Here is a 21,635-nt window from a genome sequence, read left to right on the forward strand (position 1 = left end):
TCCAGAAACGCTTTCACGCTTCTGGATTTTTATCGTTAATTACGTTGGTACGTATCAGGATGCCTTCGCGGCAACCTAATTACCCCAGAGACGTAATTACTGGCCTTTAACTTCTTTCAGGCCGTTGAACGGCGCAGAATCACCCAGTGCTTCTTCGATACGAATCAGCTGGTTGTATTTAGCAACGCGATCAGAACGGCTCATAGAACCGGTTTTGATCTGGCCTGCTGCGGTACCTACTGCCAGGTCAGCGATGGTTGCATCTTCAGTTTCGCCTGAACGGTGAGAGATAACAGCCGTGTAGCCTGCGTCTTTCGCCATTTTAATTGCAGCCAGCGTTTCGGTCAGAGAACCGATCTGGTTGAATTTGATCAGGATAGAGTTAGCGATGCCTTTCTCGATACCTTCTTTCAGGATCTTGGTGTTGGTTACGAACAGATCGTCACCAACCAGCTGGATTTTGTCGCCCAGAACTTTAGTCTGGTAAGCGAAGCCAGCCCAGTCAGATTCGTCCAGACCGTCTTCGATGGACACGATTGGGTACTGTTTGGTCAGATCTTCCAGGAAGTGGGTGAATTCTTCAGAGGTGAACGCTTTGTTGCCTTCGCCAGCCAGAACGTATTTACCGTCTTTGTAGAATTCAGACGCTGCACAGTCCATCGCCAGCGTGATGTCTTTGCCCAGCTCGTAGCCTGCTGCTTTTACCGCTTCAGCGATAACGGCCAGCGCTTCGGCGTTGGAACCCAGGTTTGGCGCATAGCCACCTTCGTCACCAACAGCCGTACCCATCCCTTTGGATTTCAGAACTTTAGCCAGAGTGTGGAACACTTCAGAACCCATACGGATGGCTTCTTTCAGCGTTTTTGCGCCAACAGGCTGAATCATGAACTCTTGGATATCAACGTTGTTATCCGCGTGCTCGCCACCGTTGATGATGTTCATCATTGGCAGAGGCATAGAATATTTACCTGGGGTGCCGTTCAGTTCAGCGATGTGAGCATACAGCGGCAGGCCTTTTGACGCGGCAGCAGCTTTAGCGGCAGCCAGAGACACAGCCAGAATGGCGTTAGCACCGAACTTGGATTTGTTCTCAGTACCGTCCAGGTCGATCATGATCTTGTCGATGTTCGCCTGATCTTTCGCGTCTTTACCCAATACAGCCTGAGCAATCGGGCCGTTAACCGCAGCAACGGCTTTCGTTACGCCTTTGCCCAGAAAACGGGATTTGTCACCGTCACGCAGTTCCAGCGCTTCGCGAGAGCCAGTAGAAGCCCCTGATGGCGCAGCAGCCAGACCTACAAAACCACCTTCCAGATGAACTTCAGCTTCAACAGTTGGGTTTCCGCGTGAGTCGATGATTTCACGGCCGATGACTTTAACAATTTTGGACATTAGATTTTCCTCAGTACAAGTTAAACTAAAACTTTAGATAGAACTAAAACCCTAGACGAACAACGCGCGATAGCGATCGCGCGTTGCTGATATAACTCTTACTTCACCTGACGCTTCTGGTACGCGCCAGCGGCTTTGACAAAGCCGGCAAACAGGGGATGTCCATCTCGCGGCGTTGATGTGAATTCCGGGTGGAATTGACAGGCAACGAACCAAGGATGATCGGGTAACTCGATAATCTCCACCAGTTTGCGGTCGGCGGAAAGACCAGCAACCCGTAATCCCGCCGCTTCAATCTGTTTCAACAGCATGTTGTTAACTTCATAACGATGGCGGTGACGTTCGATAATCGTTTGTTCACCGTACATCTGACGCACCAGACTACCTTCGGTCAGGTGGCATTGCTGCCCGCCAACACGCATGGTGCCGCCCAAATCGCTGGCTTCATCACGGACTTCAACATTGCCGTTCTCATCACGCCATTCCGTGATCAACGCAACGACAGGGTACTTACAGTCTGGCACAAACTCTGTTGAGTTTGCCCCTTCCATCCCAACAACGTTACGGGCAAATTCCATTAATGCGACCTGCATCCCCAGGCAAATGCCCAGATAAGGGATGTTGTTCTCACGGGCATAATTCGCCGACATGATTTTCCCTTCGACGCCACGATAGCCGAAGCCGCCAGGAATCAGGATAGCGTCCAAATCTTTCAATACTTCGACACCACGGGTTTCAACATCCTGTGAGTCGATCAACTTGATGTTCACCGTCAGGCGATTCTTCAAACCACCGTGTTTCAGTGCTTCAATCACAGACTTGTAGGCATCCGGCAGCGCAACATATTTGCCGACCATACCGATAGTGACTTCGCCGCCCGGATTGGCTTCTTCGTACACAACCTGTTCCCATTCTGACAGGTTTGCCTCGGGACAGTCCAAGCTGAATCGTTTACAAATATAATCGTCCAGCCCCTGCGATTTCAATAGCGACGGGATTTTATAAATTGAATCAATGTCTTTAAGGGAGATTACTGCTTTTTCCGGCACATTACAGAATAAAGCAATTTTTGCACGCTCGTTGGCAGGCACGGTGCGGTCGGAACGGCAAATCAACACGTCAGGCTGAATACCGATAGAAAGCAGTTCTTTAACGGAGTGCTGCGTTGGCTTGGTTTTCACTTCACCCGCCGCCGCCAGATACGGCACCAGCGTCAGGTGCATAAACAGCGTGTGTTCGCGGCCCACTTGTACCGCCATCTGCCGAATCGCTTCAAGGAACGGCAAAGATTCGATATCACCGACAGTACCGCCGATTTCTACCAGAACAACATCGTGACCTTCGCCACCTTCAATGATGCGCTCTTTAATTGCATTGGTGATATGTGGGATCACCTGGATGGTCGCACCCAGATAGTCGCCGCGGCGCTCTTTGCGCAGGACATCAGAGTAGATACGGCCAGTGGTGAAGTTGTTGCGGCGCGACATTTTGGTGCGGATGAAACGCTCGTAGTGACCCAAGTCCAGATCGGTTTCGGCACCGTCTTCGGTGACAAACACTTCACCGTGCTGCGTCGGGCTCATCGTGCCCGGATCCACGTTGATGTACGGGTCCAGTTTCATGATGGTAACGTTGAGGCCACGGGCTTCAAGAATAGCCGCCAGAGAGGCTGCGGCAATGCCTTTACCCAGAGAGGAAACGACCCCGCCGGTCACAAAAATATAATTAGTTGTCATGCTGAACCTGAGAGTTTAGGTTTAAAGACGATGGAAGTACCAAGACGGGAAAGTAGTATACCTGAACCTGATGAACGCCACAAATGTTCGTTTTACACAATGTGGCGATTCCAACACACTCGCAGACGAGGTGAAACCACATTCACCCCAACCTACAATTACCTTTAAAAACAGATAAATAAAAACAATAAAATCGCCAAAAAACGGTTTTACGGTTAAAAACGGATCAATGGCCGGTTTCTTGTTTTTTCACCTGCTGCCACGCGGCTTCCATTTCATCTAACGTCGCCTGTTCCAGCGTTTTTCCCGATGCGGTAACGATTTGTTCTACCTCACGAAAACGACGAGTAAACTTGCGATTGGCAGCCTGTAACGCATTCTCGGCCTTGTGTCCCAGATGACGAGAGAGATTAACCGTAGCGAACAATAAATCACCAATCTCTTCACCCAATTTTTCTTCATCGACAACGGCTTGCCGCGCCTCAAACATCACCTCATCGATCTCTTCATACACTTTATCGAGCACCGGTCCCAGACTGTCCCAATCGAAGCCAACAGACGCACAACGCTGCTGAATTTTTTGCGCTTTCATCAAGGCAGGCAACGCATCAGGAATATCATCCAACGGCGAATGACGATCTTTCTCCGCGCGCTCCTGCGCTTTGGTTTGTTCCCAGTTTGCCAACACAGCATCGCTATCCGTCAGCGTCAGTTCGCCGAAAATATGCGGATGCCGGCGCTCTAGCTTGTCGCTGATGGCGTTACACACGTCGGAAAAATCGAACAATCCTTTTTCCTGCGCCATCTGCGCGTAAAACACCACCTGAAACAGCAAATCGCCTAACTCACCGCGCAAATCATCAAAATCCTGACGACTGATGGCATCCAGCACCTCATACGTTTCTTCCAGCGTATAAGGCGCGATGGTATCAAAAGTCTGTTTCTTGTCCCACGGACAGCCATTTTCGGGATCGCGGAGGGTTTTCATGATGGCGAGCAGACGCTCAATGGAAGGTAAATTCGTCAAAGATACAGTCATAATGTTCCTGAAAAAATTTGTTTAAAAATAGCAAAATACGGCAGCTAACTTGTACTAAAAGCGCAAAGACATCACTATTTTCATTTCAACGGCGTAAAAAATTGTGCTGAGATGCACATGGCCGCCGAGTGAGCCGCATGGATGCGGCGAAAGCCTGTGCCGCGTCGGACAAAAACGTCAAAAACGTTTTTGAACAGCACTTGTGCTGGCCCGAAGGGCGAGCCCCATTTATGGGCGAGTAAACGCGTCACAGGTGGCTCGACAGCGGACATGTACATCGAAGGAACCGCAACGCGGCACAATTCTCGCCAAAAGCCAGGGTTCTGAGGGATGCGGCACCTGAGCATCCCTCAGTCGGGCGTGGCAATGGTGCCACAAAGAACAATATTGCTAACCACGCACGAAACTTTTCACCACGCTCGCACAAGGTTTTCAGCTGGCTGATGGTGAAACCATCATTTACGCCCCCTGCTGGCGCCGTGCATCAATCACATCCGGTAGTTGGTTGAGCTTCGCCAGAATGCGGCCCAGCACTTGCAGGTTGTAGATTTCAATATCCATATCAATCGTCGCCAACTGCTGCTTGGTGTCGCTACGGCTGGCGACGCCCAGTACATTGACTTTCTCATTCGCCAGAATCGTGGTGATATCTCGTAGCAGACCGCTGCGATCGTTAGCAATTACCCTCACCACTAGCGAATAGCCGCTGGAGTAACTTTCACCCCATACCGCATCCACAATCCGCTCCGGCGAGCTGGCTCGCAGTTCGTCCAACTGTTCACAGTCAGCGCGGTGAATCGAAATTCCCCGTCCGCGTGTGATAAATCCGGTGATTTCATCACCCGGAATTGGCTGGCAGCAGCGGGCAATGTGATGCATCAGATTGCCAACACCTTCAACGACTACACGGCCATTGTCTTTGTTATTGCTGCGCGCTGGCGGCTGATGCGTTTTTTGCGTCAGCTGGCGCAGGGCTTCACGATCCAGTTCTTCCGCACTCGGCTGTTTTAACTGCGATTGCAGGAAATTCACCATTTGGTTCAGACGAACATCACCGCCGCCAATCGCGGCCAGTAATTCATCCAGCGAATTCACGTTGTAGCGCGGTAGCAGCAGTTTTTCCGCCGCTTTCAGGCTCACTCCCAAATGCGCCAGCTCGTCATCCAGAATCTGTCGACCTGCCAGAATGTTCTTGTCGCGATCTTGCTTACGGAACCAGTTCTGGATCTTGGATCGTCCGCGGCTGGTGGTGATATACCCCAGATTCGGATTCAGCCAGTCACGGCTTGGGTTAGGCTGCTTCTGGGTGATAACTTCAATTTGATCGCCCATTTGCAGTTGGTAGGTAAACGGCACAATCCGTCCGCTGATTTTCGCCCCGATGCAGCGATGCCCGATATCACTGTGGATGTGATAAGCGAAGTCCAGCGGCGTGGAACCGGCGGGAAGATCGACCACATCACCTTTTGGCGTAAAGACATAGACGCGATCGTCGAACACCTGACTACGGACTTCGTCCAGCACGTCATTCGAGTCGGCCATCTCTTCCTGCCAGGCAAGCAGTTTACGCAGCCAGGCAATACGGCCTTCATAGCCAGAACGCCCACCCACGGAGGTGCCTTCTTTGTATTTCCAGTGTGCTGCGACGCCCAGTTCAGCGTCTTCATGCATCTGACGCGTGCGAATCTGGATTTCGAGCGTCTTCCCGCCCGGCCCTAACACCACGGTGTGGATGGATTGATAGCCATTCGGTTTGGGGTTAGCAACGTAGTCGTCAAACTCATCCGGCAGATGACGATAGTGCGTATGCACGATACCGAGCGCGCCGTAGCAATCCTGCAAACGCTCGACAACAATGCGTACCGCACGCACATCGAACAGTTCATCGAACGACAGTGCTTTTTTCTGCATCTTGCGCCAGATGCTGTAGATATGCTTGGGACGGCCGTAGATCTCTGCCTGCACGCCCTCTTCTTTCATCGCATCGCGCAGCGTTTTGACAAAATCATCAATGTACTGCGCACGATCGATGCGCCGCTCGTGCAACAGTTTGGCGATTTTTTTATATTCATCAGGATGCAGGTAGCGGAAGCAGAAATCCTCCAGCTCCCATTTCAGTTGGCCGATGCCCAAGCGGTTAGCCAGCGGCGCGTAGATATTAGTACACTCTTTGGCCGCCAATACCCGTTCTTCTTCCGGGGCATCTTTCACTTCTCGCAGGTGTGCAATCCGCTCGGCGAGCTTGATCACCACGCAGCGGAAATCTTCCACCATCGCCAGCAGCATGCGGCGGATGTTATCAACCTGCTCAGACGCGCCCGAATCATTCTGCGTCGCTTTGAGCTGGCGGATTGCATCCATATCGCGCACGCCATGCACCAAATCAACGATGTTTTTCCCAAACGCGGCTTCCAGCGTCGGTTCATCGACCACGTTCGCATCTGCCAGCGGAAAGAGCAGCGCCGCGCGCATGCTGTCATTGTCCATGCTGAGTGTGGACAGGATTTCCACCATTTCGATGCCACGCCACAGCAATAACGAGGCATCGGCGTGATCTTGCGTTTGCTGTTCACAGTAACGCCAGGTTTCGGCTAAACGTTCACACGATTGCTGACTGGCAATGCCCAGTGAAGCAATCCACGCGTCAGGGACAAATTCACCTGCCGTATTCAAATGCGCACTTCTTACCGCAACCATAATTTCTCCCTACGTTACCCTTCACCTTGCAAACGACGCTGTGCTTCTGTTTATTAAGCCTTCCGCGTGCCGGAATCGTGCAAAAACAGTGCCATCGATTCAAGGTGTCCGGTATGTGGAAACATATCCAACATCGCGACATTCGCTAGCCGGTAACCGGCGGCGAGTAATACTTTGCTGTCGCGTGCTAGCGTCGTGGCGTTACAGGAAACATACACCACCCGTTTCGGTGCCAGTCTGGTTATCTGCTCCATCACGCCTGCTGCGCCCGCACGTGCCGGATCAAGTAATATCTTATCAAAACCCTGAGCCGCCCACGGCTGCTGCGTGACGTCATCCTCAAGATTTTGGTGAAAAAATGTGACATTCGACAGCGCATTGCGTCGGGCATTCTCGCGCCCTTTCTCGACTAACGCGGTAACCCCTTCCACACCGACAACGCTGGCAGCACGCTGTGCCAGCGGCAGCGTGAAATTGCCCATGCCGCAAAACAGATCCAATATTCTATCCTGCGGTTGCACATCCAGCCACGTTAGCGCCTGCGTGATCATCTGCTGGTTAACCGCATCATTGACCTGAATAAAATCACGCGGGCTAAATGCCAACGTCAGCCCGGCGACGTGATAGACCGGTTCTTCACCGTGTAGACACGTCAACGAATCGGCATCCGATGCCAGATAAACCGAGACACTCTGCTGCTGGGCAAAATCACGTAACGCCTGCTCATCCGATGGATGCAGCGGATCAAGATGCCTCAGCACCAGCAGCGGACCGTTCTCCGCTTGCACCAGTTCTGCATGCCCAAGACGCTTTACCGCTTTTAGTCGACTCAAACATTCGCGCAGCGGTTGTAGCAGTACTTCAAGCTCGGGACGCAATACCGGACAGGCTTTGATATCCACCAGATCGTGAGAATTTGCCTGCCGATAGCCCATCAACAATCGTTGCTCTTTTGCCTGAAAGTATAACGCAAGCCGCGCACGCCTCCGATAGGCATAAGGTGTGCCAGCAATCAGAGATGCCGCAGGCAGCTCAACGCCCGTTTCCCGCGTCATCATGCGCATCAATGCCGCCGTTTTGCTGCTCTGTTGCAACGTAATTTCTGCATGCTGCTGTTGACAGCCGCCACAGCGGGTAAAATGAGGGCACTGAGGCTCAACGCGCTGCGGGCTAAGCGTCAACAGGCGTTTAAGTTTTGCATGCGAAAACTGACGCTTCTCTTCCGTCAATTGCACCTCGGCCTGCTCTCCCGGCAGCACACCTGTAACAAAAACCGTCTTGCCTTCGTGACGCGCCACGCCCTGCCCAAATGGATCAAGTGACGCCACCGTGACAGTAAGGTTTTTCGCTGGAACTGCTTTCCGGGTCGTCACACGCCGGTTTGGAGAGTAGAATTGCGCCATAATGTACTATCGATTTTTCTCTTGAGTTGAACGGCTGTAACAGATAAACGCAGTACCCAATAAACATTAGGGTACCCAGCATCCTCTAATTCTCCCACATTGGAACCTCATGACCAAATACAGTCTTCGTGCACGGATGTTGATACTGATTTTGGCACCGACGCTGATGATCGGGCTGTTGCTCAGCTCGTTCTTCGTTATCCATCGTTACAATCAGTTGCAGTCGCAGTTGGCCGATTCAGGCACCAGCATCATCGAACCACTGGCAACCATCAGCGCCTATGCCATTACCCATCGCCAGATGGACACAATTCCTGCGTTAATCAATACACTTCATCGCCGCCACTCCGCGATTATTCGTACCATTAGCGTATTCGATGCCCGTAATCAGCTACTAGCCACCACTAATGTACGCAATAATGTGGCGTTGCAGCCGCTCAGCAGCGATGCGCTTTCGTACAATAAGCTGCATCTGCACCACACGAGTGATGCGCTGATTCTGCACATGCCGATAGTTAACGACAGCGAATTCATGCCTGGAGGGGGAGCCCCCCTATTCCCTGGTACAGCGACACCTCTCGGCTATCTGGTCATTGAGCTGGATACCAGTACCATTCGGCTTCAGCAGTATCAGGAAATCTTTATCGCCGCGCTCCTACTGCTGTTATCGTTGGGTGCAGCCGTTGTCTTTGCCTATCGTCTGATGCGCGATGTCACCACGCCAATCCGTAATATGGTGGATACCGTCGATCGTATTCGCCGCGGGCAGTTGGATAGTCGGGTGGAAGGCTACATGCTCGGCGAGCTAGATATGCTGAAAAATGGCATTAACTCAATGGCGATGTCGCTGACCGCCTACCACGAAGAAATGCAGCAAAACATCGATCAGGCGACCTACGATCTGCGAGAGACACTGGAGCAGATGGAGATCCAAAACGTTGAACTGGATCTCGCCAAAAAGCGGGCACAGGAAGCCGCACGCATCAAGTCCGAGTTTTTGGCGAATATGTCACATGAACTGAGAACGCCACTGAATGGCGTGATCGGTTTCACCCGCCAGACATTGAAAACCCCACTGAACACCACCCAGACCGACTATTTGCTGACTATCGAGCGATCTGCCAATAACCTGCTAAATATTATTAACGATGTACTGGATTTCTCTAAGCTGGAGGCCGGAAAGTTGGTGCTGGAGGATATTCCATTCTCCCTGCACAGCACGCTAGACGACGTTGTGATGTTGCTGGCACATACGGCACATGAAAAAGGGTTAGAGCTGACGCTCAGCATTCAGAATGACGTTCCTGAACAGTATGTCGGCGATCCGCTACGGATACAGCAGATCATCACTAACCTGCTGGGCAATGCGATTAAATTTACCGAACAGGGCAACATTGATATTCGCGTAGAGAAGCGGCGGCAGGAGCATCATCAAATTCAGCTAGAGGTGCAAATACGCGATACTGGCATCGGTATCGCCGAATTGCAGCAATCGCAGCTGTTTCAGGCTTTCCGTCAGGCTGACACCAGTATTTCACGTCGTCATGGCGGCACAGGGCTTGGGTTGGTCATCACTCAGCGTCTGGTCAAAGAAATGGGCGGCGATATCAGTTTCCAAAGCCAGCTCAACAAAGGCTCGACCTTCTGGTTCCACATCACGCTGCCGCTCAATCCCCACGCCATACCAACCGAACCGGCCTATACGATGCTGCAAGGTAAACATCTGGCCTACGTGGAGTACCATCCTATCGCCGCACAGGCCACGCTGGACATCCTGAGCCAGACGCCGTTGATGGTGAGCTACAGTCCAACGTTTGAGCAATTGCCGGAGGGGGAGTTTGATATCCTACTGCTCGGTATTCCTGTGCAATATCGCAATACGCTGCTCGACTATACCCCCAGACTGCGCGATATCTGCCGCCGTGCGCCTTGCGTCATTCTGGCACTACCCAGTCTGGCGCAAATGGATGCCGAGCAGTTGAAAACTTTCGGCGTACATGCGTGTCTGAGCAAGCCGCTTGCCTCATCACGCCTGTTGCCACTACTACAGGACAGCACGCTGTTCCAGCTCTCTTTCCTGCCGAGCGACACCGCAGCGCACCAGAATGCACTACGCCACCCAGCTCGTCTGCCGCTGAGCGTGATGGCGGTAGATGACAACCCCGCAAATCTGAAACTGATCGGCACACTGCTGGAAGAACAGGTCGATACGATTATCCTGTGCGAAAGCGGAACAGATGCGATTGCACAGGCGCAAATACATCAGCTCGATATTATCCTCATGGATATTCAGATGCCGGGCATGGACGGTATTTGCGCCAGCGAACTGATCCGCCAGATCCCTCATCATGCTACGACGCCCATTATCGCGGTGACTGCGCAGACCATGACGGGTGAACGCGATCATCTATTGCGCTCAGGTATGGATGACTATCTGGCTAAACCGATAGACGAGCAAATGCTGAAAAGCGTGCTGACACGTCATGCCCGAAAAGATCCGTTGAAGCGCGATCGAAGCGATATTACACGTCTGCTGAACGAGCACGATGATAGCCAACTGTCACTTGACTGGGCATTGGCACAGCAACAGGCCGCTAACAAGCCGGAGCTGGCGCGTGACCTGTTACAAATGCTGCTGGATTTCCTACCGGAAGTACGACGAAAGATCGAGAACGTACTGAACGGTCAGACGGATGACGACATTATTGAACTGGTTCATAAACTGCACGGCAGTTGCAGCTACAGCGGCGTCCCACGTCTGAAGCGCATCTGTCGCTATCTGGAACAACAACTGCGTAAAGGCGTTCACGCCAGCGATCTGGAACCCGAATGGCTGGAGCTACTGGACGAGATCGACAATGTCAACAAAGCCGCCCAGCCGCATATCAATCCCATGCATTCGTAATCAATCTTCCCGCTTCGCCACATTTTATGTGGCTGCGGAGACAGTTTCGTGCGCTTTGCTGTTATACGGCGTAAAAAATTATGCTGAGGAGATAGCGGGCTTCGGATGAGCCGCAGGACGCGGCGAAAGCTTGCGCCACGTCGGACAAAAACGTCAGAGACGTTTTTGAACAGCACTCGTGCTGGCCCGAAGGGCGAGCCCCATTTATGGGGCGAGTAAACGTGTCGCAAGCGGTCCGTTAAGCCGGATATCGACGAAGATACCGCGTTAGCGGCATAATTTCCGCCGAAAGCCTGGGGTCACGGGGCGAGCGGCGTTTGAGTAACCGTGTTGCCGGTCAAGCATTTTAATGGGGCGTCATCTCATTATCGCGACACGGACTGCGCTAGTCGGATCGTGGCGGCGATATTACGCGCCGTCATTCGCACATTTTCTGCCGCATTATCCAGCGCCTCTTCGAGTGAGCAGATGTTGTAAAGCACACTGAATACGGCATCCAGACCATGATCATGCACCACGGCAACATCTGCCGTTAGGCTACCTGCAATGCCAATCACCGGTTTATTGTACTGCTTGGCGACGCGTGCCACGCCAATCGGTACTTTGCCATGGATCGTCTGGCTATCGATGCGCCCTTCCCCAGTAATCACCAACGTGGCATCTCGAACCAGTTCGTCCAGTCCCAGCGCTTCCGTGACAATCTCTATTCCCTGACGAAGCTCAGCGCCGCAAAAGGCCTGTAACGCCGCGCCCATCCCCCCTGCGGCACCCGCTCCAGGAACCTGTTCCACGTCCATATCCAGATCGTGACGGATCACTTTGGCATAATGCTTCAACGCATTATCCAACTGTTCGATCATCTCCGGCGTTGCACCTTTCTGGGGACCAAAAATCGCTGATGCACCCTGTTTTCCCGTCAACGGGTTGGTCACATCGCAGGCCACTTCAAAACGGCAGCCTTTGATACGCTGATCCAGCTTGCTGATATCAATCCGGGCAAGTTTGTCGAGTTCACCACCACCAAAACCAATCTGCTCACCCTGCTTATCCAGCAGTTTCGCGCCCAGCGCCTGTACCATGCCCGACCCGCCGTCATTGGTTGCGCTCCCGCCAATCCCGATGATGCAATGCTGGACGCCGTGGTCCAACGCGCAGCGAATTAACTCGCCTGTACCATAGCTCGTGGTCTTTAACGGATTACGCCGTTGCGAAGGTACGCGCTCTAGGCCACTTGCCGCCGCCATTTCAATAAACGCCGTTTTCTCATCGCCAGACAGGCCAAAGAACGCGTCAATATTATCGCCTAACGGTCCTGTCACCTTAACATTAACAATCTTGCCATCGGTCGCAGCAACCATGGCTTCAACCGTGCCTTCTCCACCATCTGCAACGGGCAATTTGACATAGCAGGCATCGGGAAATATTTCACGAAATCCCTTTTCAATCTGCGTAGCAACCTCTTGTGCAGACAGGCTTTCTTTATAAGAATCCGGTGCGATCACTATTTTCATAAACGATCCGATTTCATCAACGTTCCGATTGCATCAATAATCCGCGCGCTCATGAAATAGCGCTTATACCCATCAGTTTTCAGGGCAGAGATCCTGAAATCTCTTGGGTAGATCAGAATGCTTATCTGTCAGTTGGCTGGCACCTTATGCCAGCCGACTGACTATCGCTTCACGGCTTATCGCGTAACTTCTACTTTAGCCAGTTTCTCGTAATAGCACGCCAGCGCACTGTGGTCAGCCGATCCCAGATCGTCCGCTTTCAGCGCCTGCATCATTTCCATCACCGCCGCCGTTAACGGTAACTGTGCACCAACGCCGTGTGAGGTATCCAATGCATTAGCCAGATCTTTGATATGCAGATCGATACGGAACCCCGGCTTGAAGTTGCGATCCATCACCATCGGTGCTTTCGCATCCAACACCGTGCTGCCCGCTAACCCACCGCGAATCGCCTGATAAACCAGATCGGGGTTAACACCCGCTTTCGTCGCCAGCACCAGCGCTTCAGACATGGCGGCAATGTTCAATGCCACAATGACCTGGTTCGCTAGTTTGGTGACGTTGCCCGCACCGATATCGCCGGTATGTACAACGGAACCTGCCATTGATTTCAGAATTTCAAAGCAGAGGTCAAACTGCGCCTTGTCACCGCCAACCATCACGGACAGCGTGCCGTCGATCGCTTTGGGTTCACCGCCGCTAACCGGGGCATCCAGCATAGCGATTTCTTTCACCGCCAGCGCGGTAGCGATTTCACGGCTAGCAAGCGGTGCGATGGAACTCATATCCACCACAATGCTTCCGGCACGCGCACCGTCGATGACGCCATTTTCGCCCAGCACCACCTCTTTAACGTGTGGAGAGTTAGGCAACATGGTGATGATAACGTCGCTCTGCTCCGCAACCTGTTTCGGCGTTTCAGCCGCCGTTGCACCTGCTGCCACGACTTCCGCAACTGCGTCCAGATTTCTATCCATCACGACTAATGAGTAACCTGCTTTCAGCAGATTTTTACTCATCGGTTTTCCCATTATGCCCAATCCAATAAAACCAATTTTCATCGCCCTAACCTCATTGTCTGATGTAGATATCACTTCAATTCATGATGAACCCGCCTCATGGCAGATTCGATTCGCTACGGAATGACTGAATCACTTCTTGTATTTGTCGCTCAGCGCCTGTGTTGCACTGCGGAATACGCCCAGATCGCTGCCTACCGCGACGAAGCTTGCGCCCCATTCCAGATAGCGACGCGCATCGGCTTCAACCGGTGCCAGAATACCGCACGGTTTGTTATGTGCTGCTGCGCGATCGAAGATGTGGCGGATCGCCTTCTGCACATCGGGATGGTTAGGCTGACCGAGATAGCCCAGCGCCGCAGACAGATCGCTCGGGCCAACAAATACGCCGTCTACGCCATCTACCGCGATGATCGCATCCAGATTGTCCAGGCCATCCTGACTTTCGATTTGCACCACGACGGTAATGTTGTCGTTAATCTTGGCGAAATAGTCCGGTTCAGTGCCATAGCTGTTGCTACGATGCGCCACGGAAACACCGCGAATCCCCGCTGGCGGATAACGGGTGGAGGCCACCGCACGCGCGGCTTCTTCCGCCGTTTCTACGAAGGGGATCAGGAAGTTATTGAACCCAATATCCAGCAGCCGTTTGATGATGATTGGCTCATTACATGGCGGGCGGACAACGGGCGCGCTGTGACTACCTTTCAGCGCCATTAACTGGGGAATAAACGTCACGATATCATTAGGCGCGTGCTCTCCATCCAGCACGAGCCAGTCGAATCCCGCCAGCCCCAGCACTTCAGTTGAAATCGGATTGCCTAGCGCGCACCAGCAGCCAATCAGCGTTTTCCCCTGCTGCAAATCTTGGCGAAAACGGTTAGGTAACAGCGGAGTCTTCATTTTTTATCCTCGGTCATTCCAGCGCCGCTTACCTGAAGCGGCGCGCTCAAAAAACGGAAAAGCAGAACGTTAGCGAACCAGACAAGGACGTTTATTATCAAACGTCCACTCAGGAATAAGGTACTGCATTCCCATTGCGTCGTTACGTGCGCCTAATCCCATGTTTTTATACAGTTCGTGTGCTTTCATTACCTGATCCATATCCAGCTCGACACCCAGACCCGGTTTCTTCGGCACTTCCACCATACCGCCAACAATCTGCAACGGTTCTTTCGTCAGGCGTTGGTTGCCTTCCTGCCAAATCCAGTGCGTATCAATCGCCGTAATCTTACCCGGAGCCGCTGCGGCAACTTGGGTAAACATCGCCAGTGAAATATCAAAGTGGTTATTGGAGTGAGAACCCCAGGTTAAGCCCCATTCGTGGCACATCTGCGCCACACGAACCGAACCTTGCATCGTCCAGAAGTGCGGATCGGCCAACGGAATATCGACCGATTGCAGCGAGATAGTGTGGCCCATTTGTCGCCAATCGGTGGCGATCATGTTGGTCGCGGTAGGCAGCCCCGTCGCCCGGCGGAATTCCGCCATGACTTCACGACCGGAGAAACCCTGTTCCGCACCGCACGGATCTTCTGCATACGCCAGCACGCCGCGCAGCTGTTTGCCTAAACCGATGGCTTCATCCAGCGACCAGGCTCCGTTCGGGTCTAGCGTGATGCGCGCCTGCGGGAAGCGTTTCGCCAGCGCAGTCACCGCTTCGGCCTCTTCGCTACCGGCCAAGACGCCGCCTTTCAGTTTGAAATCATTGAAACCGTATTTTTCATACGCAGCTTCTGCCAAGCGCACGATGGTGTCAGGAGACAGGGCTTCTTCGTGGCGCAGACGATACCAATCACACTTCTCATTCGTCTGGCTCTGATAAGGCAGATCGGTTTTATTACGATCGCCGATATAGAACAGGTAACCCAGCATTTCTACCGCATCACGCTGTTGACCATCACCGAGCAGCGAGGCCACGCTGACATTGAGGAATTGCCCCAGTAGATCGAGCATGGCGGCTTCAATCCCTGTGACGACATGGATGGTGGTACGTAGATCGAACGTCTGCAAACCGCGCCCGGATGAATCACGGTCAGCGAACTGCGTACGCACCGCTGTCATCACGTTTTTATATTCACCCAGCGTTTTCCCCACCACCAACGCGGCAGCATCCTCCAGCGTTTGGCGGATTTTTTCACCACCAGGAATTTCACCGACACCGGTATTCCCAGCGTTATCTTTCAGAATCACAATGTTGCGCGTGAAATAGGGTGCATGTGCGCCACTCAGATTGAGCAGCATACTGTCGTGACCTGCAACCGGAATAACCTGCATGTGGGTAATAACCGGCGTTGAACTTTGCAATGTCATTTTCTTATCCTTATCTCTCTAATTTTTCACTGTAGGGTTAGCGGCCAAAAACCGGGCGTTTGCGATCAAACTTCCAACCAGGAATCAGGTACTGCATGGCGGCGGCATCATTACGTGCCCCACTCGGTAATTTTTTGTACAGATCATGGGCTTTCATCACCTGTGCCATATCCAGCTCGATTCCCAAACCGGGTCGTTCCGGCACCTTAATTTTACCGTTGACGATTTGCAGCGGTTCTTTAGTCAGGTGCTGGCCTTCCTGCCAGATCCAGTGCGTATCAATCGCTGTCGGGTTACCCGGCGCCGCTGCGCCCACGTGTGTGAACATCGCCAGGGAGATATCGAAATGATTATTGGAATGGCAACCCCATGTCAGACCCCATTCGTCACACATCTGAGCAACGCGCACCGCACCGTGCATCGTCCAGAAATGCGGATCGGCCAGTGGGATATCGACGGCCTGCAACATCACGGCATGATTCATTTCACGCCAGTTGGTGGCAATCATGTTGGTCGCCACCGGCAGTCCGGTAGCACGGCGGAACTCAGCCATCACTTCACGACCAGAGAAACCCTGCTCAGCACCGCACGGATCTTCCGCATAGGTCAGAATACCCTTCATGTCTTTGCATAAATCAATCGCTTCATCCAGCAGCCAGGCTCCGTTGGGATCGGCGGTAATGCGAGCATCCGGAAAACGTTTCTTCAGTGCCTTCACAGCATCGATTTCCTGCTCGCCGGGCAACACGCCACCTTTGAGTTTGAAATCTTTAAATCCGTAGCGGTCAGTGGTGGCTTCGGCCAAACGCACAATCGCCTCACTGTCCATCGCCTGCTGGTGACGCAGGTGATACCACTCGTGTTTGTCTTTCTCTCCCGACACTTTCTCACCCGACAAATAGGGTAAATCCGTCTTCGTACGGTCGCCGATATAGAACAGATACCCGAGCACGGTGACTTCATCACGCTGTTTACCCGGCCCCAGCAGCTCAGCAACAGGGACACCCATAAATTGCCCCAGCAGATCGAGCAGTGCCGCTTCGAGTGCTGCCACCGCATTCACGCGTAGTTCAAACGTCCAGGCACCTTTGCCGAAAGAATCAAAATCAGAAGATTGGTTGCCGAGATGAATGTCATGAACCAAACGGTTCATACGGGCGATTTGTTCGCCTTTTACGCGGGGAATCGCTTCAACCAGCGTGTTGTAAATAACGTCACCACCGGGCGCTTCGCCGACACCGGTATGCCCGGCGCTGTCGGTTAAAATGACGAGGTTACGAGTGAAGTAAGCGCCATGTGCACCCCCGATGTTCAACAGCATGCTGTCATAGCCTGCAACAGGAATGACTTTCATATCGGTAATTACAGGGGTTGCGGAAAAACTTGTCATCACAGGCTCCTTTCATGAATGGAGCGCACAGGGTTTACGCTTAGGTTTCCGATGTTTGCCAAAATGCAGGAACACATTGAGGCAGATGAAAATAATTCAGTCATACAGAAAGAAAAAACAGATGGTGCACCAGTAGATGATTTCATATTGTTTTCCTACTTTATTAGCGCGACCTTGTTTTTACTCTGATTTGGAATGAACCATGCTTGTAGGGTTATCAGAATAAAAACAGGTATAACTGCCTTAATACCGAAATAACACGGTCAGAAAAGCGGTGTCGAACTTCGTATCGCCTTACCAACCTCAGTAAAAAGTATAAGTTTTCTTATTTCACAACTCATTGGGCAATAGCACAGCATTCCCTGTCTAAATGCAGATTAAATATGTCATTATCACAGTCGAATGGGAGATGTTTCACGAAAACGAGGAAAAGCGAATTTCTTTAACTTATGTTGTGTGAGAATTCAGCTAGTAAAAAATCTTAAATTATTGTTTTTATTTAAATAGTTAACATCAATAATTGTCCACAATTAACACACTTCATGAACTAACGCTGTGTCACTCGTTTTTTAGGCTTTTTTATACAAGTTGATAGTCACAGTTTACGTTCCCTCTCACACCACACTTTTAAAACTAATCTTCTAAATTACACAGAATGAAGGTCGAATGCCTTTATCGAGCGTTTTAACCGGACATACCGGACTGAAGTCTGTTCAGAATGCTGAATTAAGCACGAGAAATCACAAGGCGTTAGCTAACAGAATACAATAGCGAGCAGTCTCACGAATCGCTGAACGATCTAACGCAGGAAAACTACCTGCTGATGGCTGAAAAACTGGGAGCGCCAACAGTACGTGTGACTAAAACAGGTCTACTTGCAAGCACATCAATAGAGAAGCGCCCTACGAATATGACATCTTATAAAATAACTGATAGATTACCATTCATTTTCTATTCAATAATCTATTCATTTTTAATTCATTAAGTGGTTCGGCGTTATGAAAAATCGCTTTGACATGATACGCAAAATGCTACGCCTGGGGCCAATGACCGCAAGGCAATTATCTGATATTACTGGCGTTAGCCAACCTACTGTTTCCCGAGATTTAAATTCACTTGGTGATAATGTTGTTCGATTTGGATCAGGTTCATCTATTCAATATTCTTTGCGTGACGATTTTCGCGGGTTTGATCCTACCCCCATTTACCGCATAACCGAAGGGGGTCAAGTAACATCACTTGGTAAACTCATTCCCGTTCACCCAGACGGATTTGTCATGGAGGAGACTAGCAATGAGTGTATTCATAGTGACGGGCTGCCCTGGTGGTTATTTGACATGCGGCCACAGGGATATCTTGGGCGAGCATATGCATCAACATATTCAGCCGAGCTTGGTTTACCTCCTAATCCAGAAGACTGGACTGACGCTAATGTTATTAGAGCCTTGTTAGCTCATGGGTACGATGCGGTAGGAAATCTATTGATAGGTGAACAGGCAAGAAACCAATTTGTGGAGATGCCGTTACCTACTCCCGTTGATCGAGCTACAGCCTATCCCACGCTAGCGTTGGCTGTTAGCTCCGGTGAGGTACCAGGTTCATCTGCTGGAGGTGAGCAACCAAAATTTTGCACCTATACAGAAAGTGGCCATGTGCTAGTGAAATTCACAGCTCTGGACGATAACCCCATAAGTGAACGCTGGCGCGACCTGCTACAGTCCGAACATCTTGCGTTAAAAGTGCTCGGAGTAGACACAGAGGTGTTTGATTTTGGAGGGCGACGCTTCCTTGAGATCCCGCGGTTCGACCGTGCAGGCCTGTTAGGCCGTATTGGTATCTTTTCTTTACGGTCGCTAGAGGCTGAGTTTGTAGGTCGCGCGCGGGACCCTTGGCCCATTTTGGTCAATGAGCTGGTTAAGCAAAGACATGTTCATCCTGATGCCTCAATTGGCACGGCACGACTTTGGGCATTTGGGACGCTGATCGGCAATACCGACATGCACCACGGTAACCTGTCGTTCATTAGTAGCAATGGCCGCCCATACAAGCTTGCGCCAGCCTACGACATGCTGCCAATGGGTTTTGCCCCTAAATCAGGTGGCGAAAGAGTGAATACACTTCGACCAGCGAAACTACTTGAAGTGATCAGCGGGGAAATCTGGCAGGAAGCATTGGAGCTGGCAGAGAATTTCTTAGCTTTAGCACGTGATAGCAGCCACTTATCCGCCAATTTTGGCCCATGCCTTACGGCGTTGCGTAGCCACCTTGACGAGGCTAGATCGCGTATATCGCGCTTGGGATAATGACCTGTAATTGCTAAGAGGGTCACTTAAGAGAGTGACTCCTCCCACCGATAATAGACCACAATATTTTCCATGATATAAATAAACGCCGAGCTATCAGCATGATGGCTCGGCGTGTTGTATTACAGCTACATTCAGAGATGCTAATTAACGCTTAACGAACGGCTTCAATTCGATACGTTTAATATCTTGCACGATGAACAGGTAGCTAACGATAGCAACCAGCGCGTGAATCCCGACATACACCAGACCACCATTAAAAGAGCCGGTCATCCCGATGATGTAGCCAATTGCAATCGGCGTGACGATGCCTGACGCATTACCGAACATATTGAACAGCCCACCGCTTAACCCGCTGATTTCTTTCGGTGCAGTATCGGCCATAACCGCCCAACCTAGCGCACCAATACCTTTGCCGAAGAAAGCCGCAGACATCACCGCAATAACGACCCACTCGGTTTCCACGTAGTTACAAATCACCATCGACATGGAGAGCAACATACCAAGAACGATAGGTGTTTTACGGGCAAAGGTCAGTGAATTAGTCCGGCGCATCAAATAGTCAGAAATGATGCCGCCCAAAACGCCGCCGACAAAACCACAGATAGCAGGCACCGAGGCGACAAATCCCGCTTTGAGGATCGACATCCCACGCGCCTGAACCAGATAAAGCGGGAACCAAGTGATAAAGAAGTAGGTTAATGCGTTAATGCAATATTGACCGATGTAAACACCAAGCATCATACGAGACTGCATTAATTGCTTGATCTGATGCCATTTCTCACCCTTCACGGTCGCATTCTTCGACCCTTTGGCATCCATATTAATTAGTGCACCACCAGCTTCAATATAATCCAGTTCAGCCTGATTCACGCTAGGGTGATCCTTCGGATCATGGATCACTTTCAGCCAGACAAAGCTGAGGATGATACCCAACCCACCCATGAACCAGAACACATGCGCCCAACCCACGGCATGTACCAGCCAGCCCATGATAGGGGCGAAGATCACCGTCGCAAAGTACTGTGCCGAGTTGAATATCGCAACAGCTGTTCCACGCTCTTGAGCAGGGAACCAGGCAGCGACAATGCGGCTATTTCCTGGGAAGGAAGGCGATTCGCACAGACCAACCATAAAGCGTAAAAGGAACAGAGAAATAACAATGCCCGCGCCACTGAATATATCGACAAACCCTTGTAATAAGGTAAAAATCGACCAGGTGAAGATACTATAGAAGTAGACTTTCTTTGAGCCAAAGCGATCGAGCAGCCAGCCTCCCGGTATTTGACCAATAACGTATGCCCAGGAGAACGCAGAGAAGATATAGCCCATCCCTACCGCATCCAACCCAATTTCCTTAGACATTGCTGAACCAGCAATGGACAAGGTCGCACGGTCTCCATAGTTAAATGACGTGACAATAAACAACATCACGACAATCCAGTAGCGGGCGTTTGTTCTCTTTTGTATCGCGCCAGCTGCTGAGCTTACTGTATTCATGATGAACTCCTGCTTCAATCGCGGTTCGCTCATTCATTCCAAATAACAGATAACGGCGTAGGGTTATCAGAATGAAGATCAGTGGATTATTTAGGGTATAGTTAAATTCCCATTTTTATTTTTTTTGCGAATAGCCAGGCTATATAGCTTCAGAGTAATTAGCTGACATCTTCAACTCGCAGGAACATTATAATTTTTACCTGCTGGGTGCTCACTAGATAAAAGCACAACATTAAAAATCCCCTTTGGAATATGTTGGTGCACTTGCCCTATATAGTGCGAGGTGTTTCACGAAAAATGCCGTTATTTTCTATTTACATTCATACACATTATTTTCATTTCCGCCTTAGAAACCACGTGCGGGCAGAATGTGATCAAACTCACCGAAAACTGGAACTTAGCCTGATAAATAAGAAACAAACAGCGC

At 51.2% G+C, this 21,635-nt stretch carries 13 protein-coding genes and 1 pseudogene; 3 read left to right on the top strand and 11 right to left on the bottom strand.

Translation table 11 applies throughout. The features are described from left to right. Positions 1–96 precede the first annotated feature (96 nt). The 5 genes from eno to rlmD form a co-directional block, all read right to left on the bottom strand. Positions 97–1,392 carry a phosphopyruvate hydratase gene (gene eno / locus A6301_RS04285; RefSeq protein WP_107170045.1) on the bottom strand — a complete coding sequence of 432 codons (1,296 nt, stop codon included), beginning with the start codon at positions 1,390–1,392 and terminating at the stop codon, positions 97–99. Between the two features lie 98 nt (positions 1,393–1,490). Beyond that, positions 1,491–3,128, bottom strand: a complete 1,638-nt coding sequence (gene pyrG / locus A6301_RS04290; protein WP_107170044.1) for a glutamine hydrolyzing CTP synthase — start codon at positions 3,126–3,128, stop codon at positions 1,491–1,493. Positions 3,129–3,354: 226 nt separating this feature from the next. After that, complete coding sequence (gene mazG, locus A6301_RS04295) at positions 3,355–4,167, bottom strand: nucleoside triphosphate pyrophosphohydrolase (RefSeq protein WP_107170043.1); 813 nt, start codon at positions 4,165–4,167, stop codon at positions 3,355–3,357. 459 nt (positions 4,168–4,626) lie between these two features. Beyond that, a complete protein-coding gene (gene relA, locus A6301_RS04300) occupies positions 4,627–6,864 on the bottom strand; it encodes a GTP diphosphokinase (RefSeq protein ID WP_107170042.1) in 2,238 nt (745 codons plus the stop codon). Positions 6,865–6,917: 53 nt separating this feature from the next. Continuing rightward, positions 6,918–8,267, bottom strand: a complete 1,350-nt coding sequence (gene rlmD / locus A6301_RS04305; RefSeq protein WP_234257194.1) for a 23S rRNA (uracil(1939)-C(5))-methyltransferase RlmD — start codon at positions 8,265–8,267, stop codon at positions 6,918–6,920. Between the two features lie 109 nt (positions 8,268–8,376). Between rlmD and barA the strand changes: the two genes are divergently transcribed. Further along, positions 8,377–11,172: a two-component sensor histidine kinase BarA gene (gene barA, locus A6301_RS04310; protein WP_234257195.1), complete on the top strand. Its 2,796-nt coding sequence runs from the start codon at positions 8,377–8,379 to the stop codon at positions 11,170–11,172. Between the two features lie 365 nt (positions 11,173–11,537). On the opposite strand, the gene A6301_RS04315 is transcribed toward barA, so the two are convergent. The 5 genes from A6301_RS04315 to A6301_RS04335 form a co-directional block, all read right to left on the bottom strand. Further along, complete coding sequence (locus A6301_RS04315; protein WP_205540164.1) at positions 11,538–12,683, bottom strand: glycerate kinase; 1,146 nt, start codon at positions 12,681–12,683, stop codon at positions 11,538–11,540. Positions 12,684–12,859: 176 nt separating this feature from the next. After that, positions 12,860–13,774: a 2-hydroxy-3-oxopropionate reductase gene (gene garR / locus A6301_RS04320; protein WP_370642172.1), complete on the bottom strand. Its 915-nt coding sequence runs from the start codon at positions 13,772–13,774 to the stop codon at positions 12,860–12,862. Positions 13,775–13,834: 60 nt separating this feature from the next. Next, the gene (garL, locus tag A6301_RS04325) at positions 13,835–14,605 is read right to left on the bottom strand and encodes a 2-dehydro-3-deoxyglucarate aldolase (protein ID WP_011095077.1); all 771 of its coding nucleotides are present in this window, start codon (positions 14,603–14,605) and stop codon (positions 13,835–13,837) included. 69 nt (positions 14,606–14,674) lie between these two features. After that, entirely contained in the window at positions 14,675–16,015 is a 1,341-nt protein-coding gene (gene gudD, locus A6301_RS04330; RefSeq protein WP_107170038.1) for a glucarate dehydratase, read from the bottom strand. Positions 16,016–16,052: 37 nt separating this feature from the next. Further along, entirely contained in the window at positions 16,053–17,405 is a 1,353-nt protein-coding gene (locus A6301_RS04335; protein ID WP_234257197.1) for a glucarate dehydratase family protein, read from the bottom strand. A gap of 665 nt (positions 17,406–18,070) precedes the next feature. Here A6301_RS04335 and A6301_RS04340 point away from each other — a divergent pair. Together A6301_RS04340 and yjjJ are read left to right on the top strand one after the other, a co-directional pair. Then, positions 18,071–18,237 (top strand): annotated as a pseudogene (locus A6301_RS04340) (integrase core domain-containing protein); the annotation flags it as partial. Between the two features lie 166 nt (positions 18,238–18,403). Continuing rightward, entirely contained in the window at positions 18,404–19,708 is a 1,305-nt protein-coding gene (gene yjjJ, locus A6301_RS04345) for a type II toxin-antitoxin system HipA family toxin YjjJ (protein WP_234257198.1), read from the top strand. A gap of 147 nt (positions 19,709–19,855) precedes the next feature. Here yjjJ and A6301_RS04350 read toward each other — a convergent pair whose 3' ends face one another. Continuing rightward, positions 19,856–21,208 carry an MFS transporter gene (locus A6301_RS04350; RefSeq protein WP_107170035.1) on the bottom strand — a complete coding sequence of 451 codons (1,353 nt, stop codon included), beginning with the start codon at positions 21,206–21,208 and terminating at the stop codon, positions 19,856–19,858. Between the last annotated feature and the right edge of the window lie 427 nt (positions 21,209–21,635).

It is taken from the genome of Pectobacterium sp. IFB5596 (assembly GCF_021432585.1).
In the GTDB taxonomy this organism is placed as follows: domain Bacteria; phylum Pseudomonadota; class Gammaproteobacteria; order Enterobacterales; family Enterobacteriaceae; genus Pectobacterium; species Pectobacterium punjabense.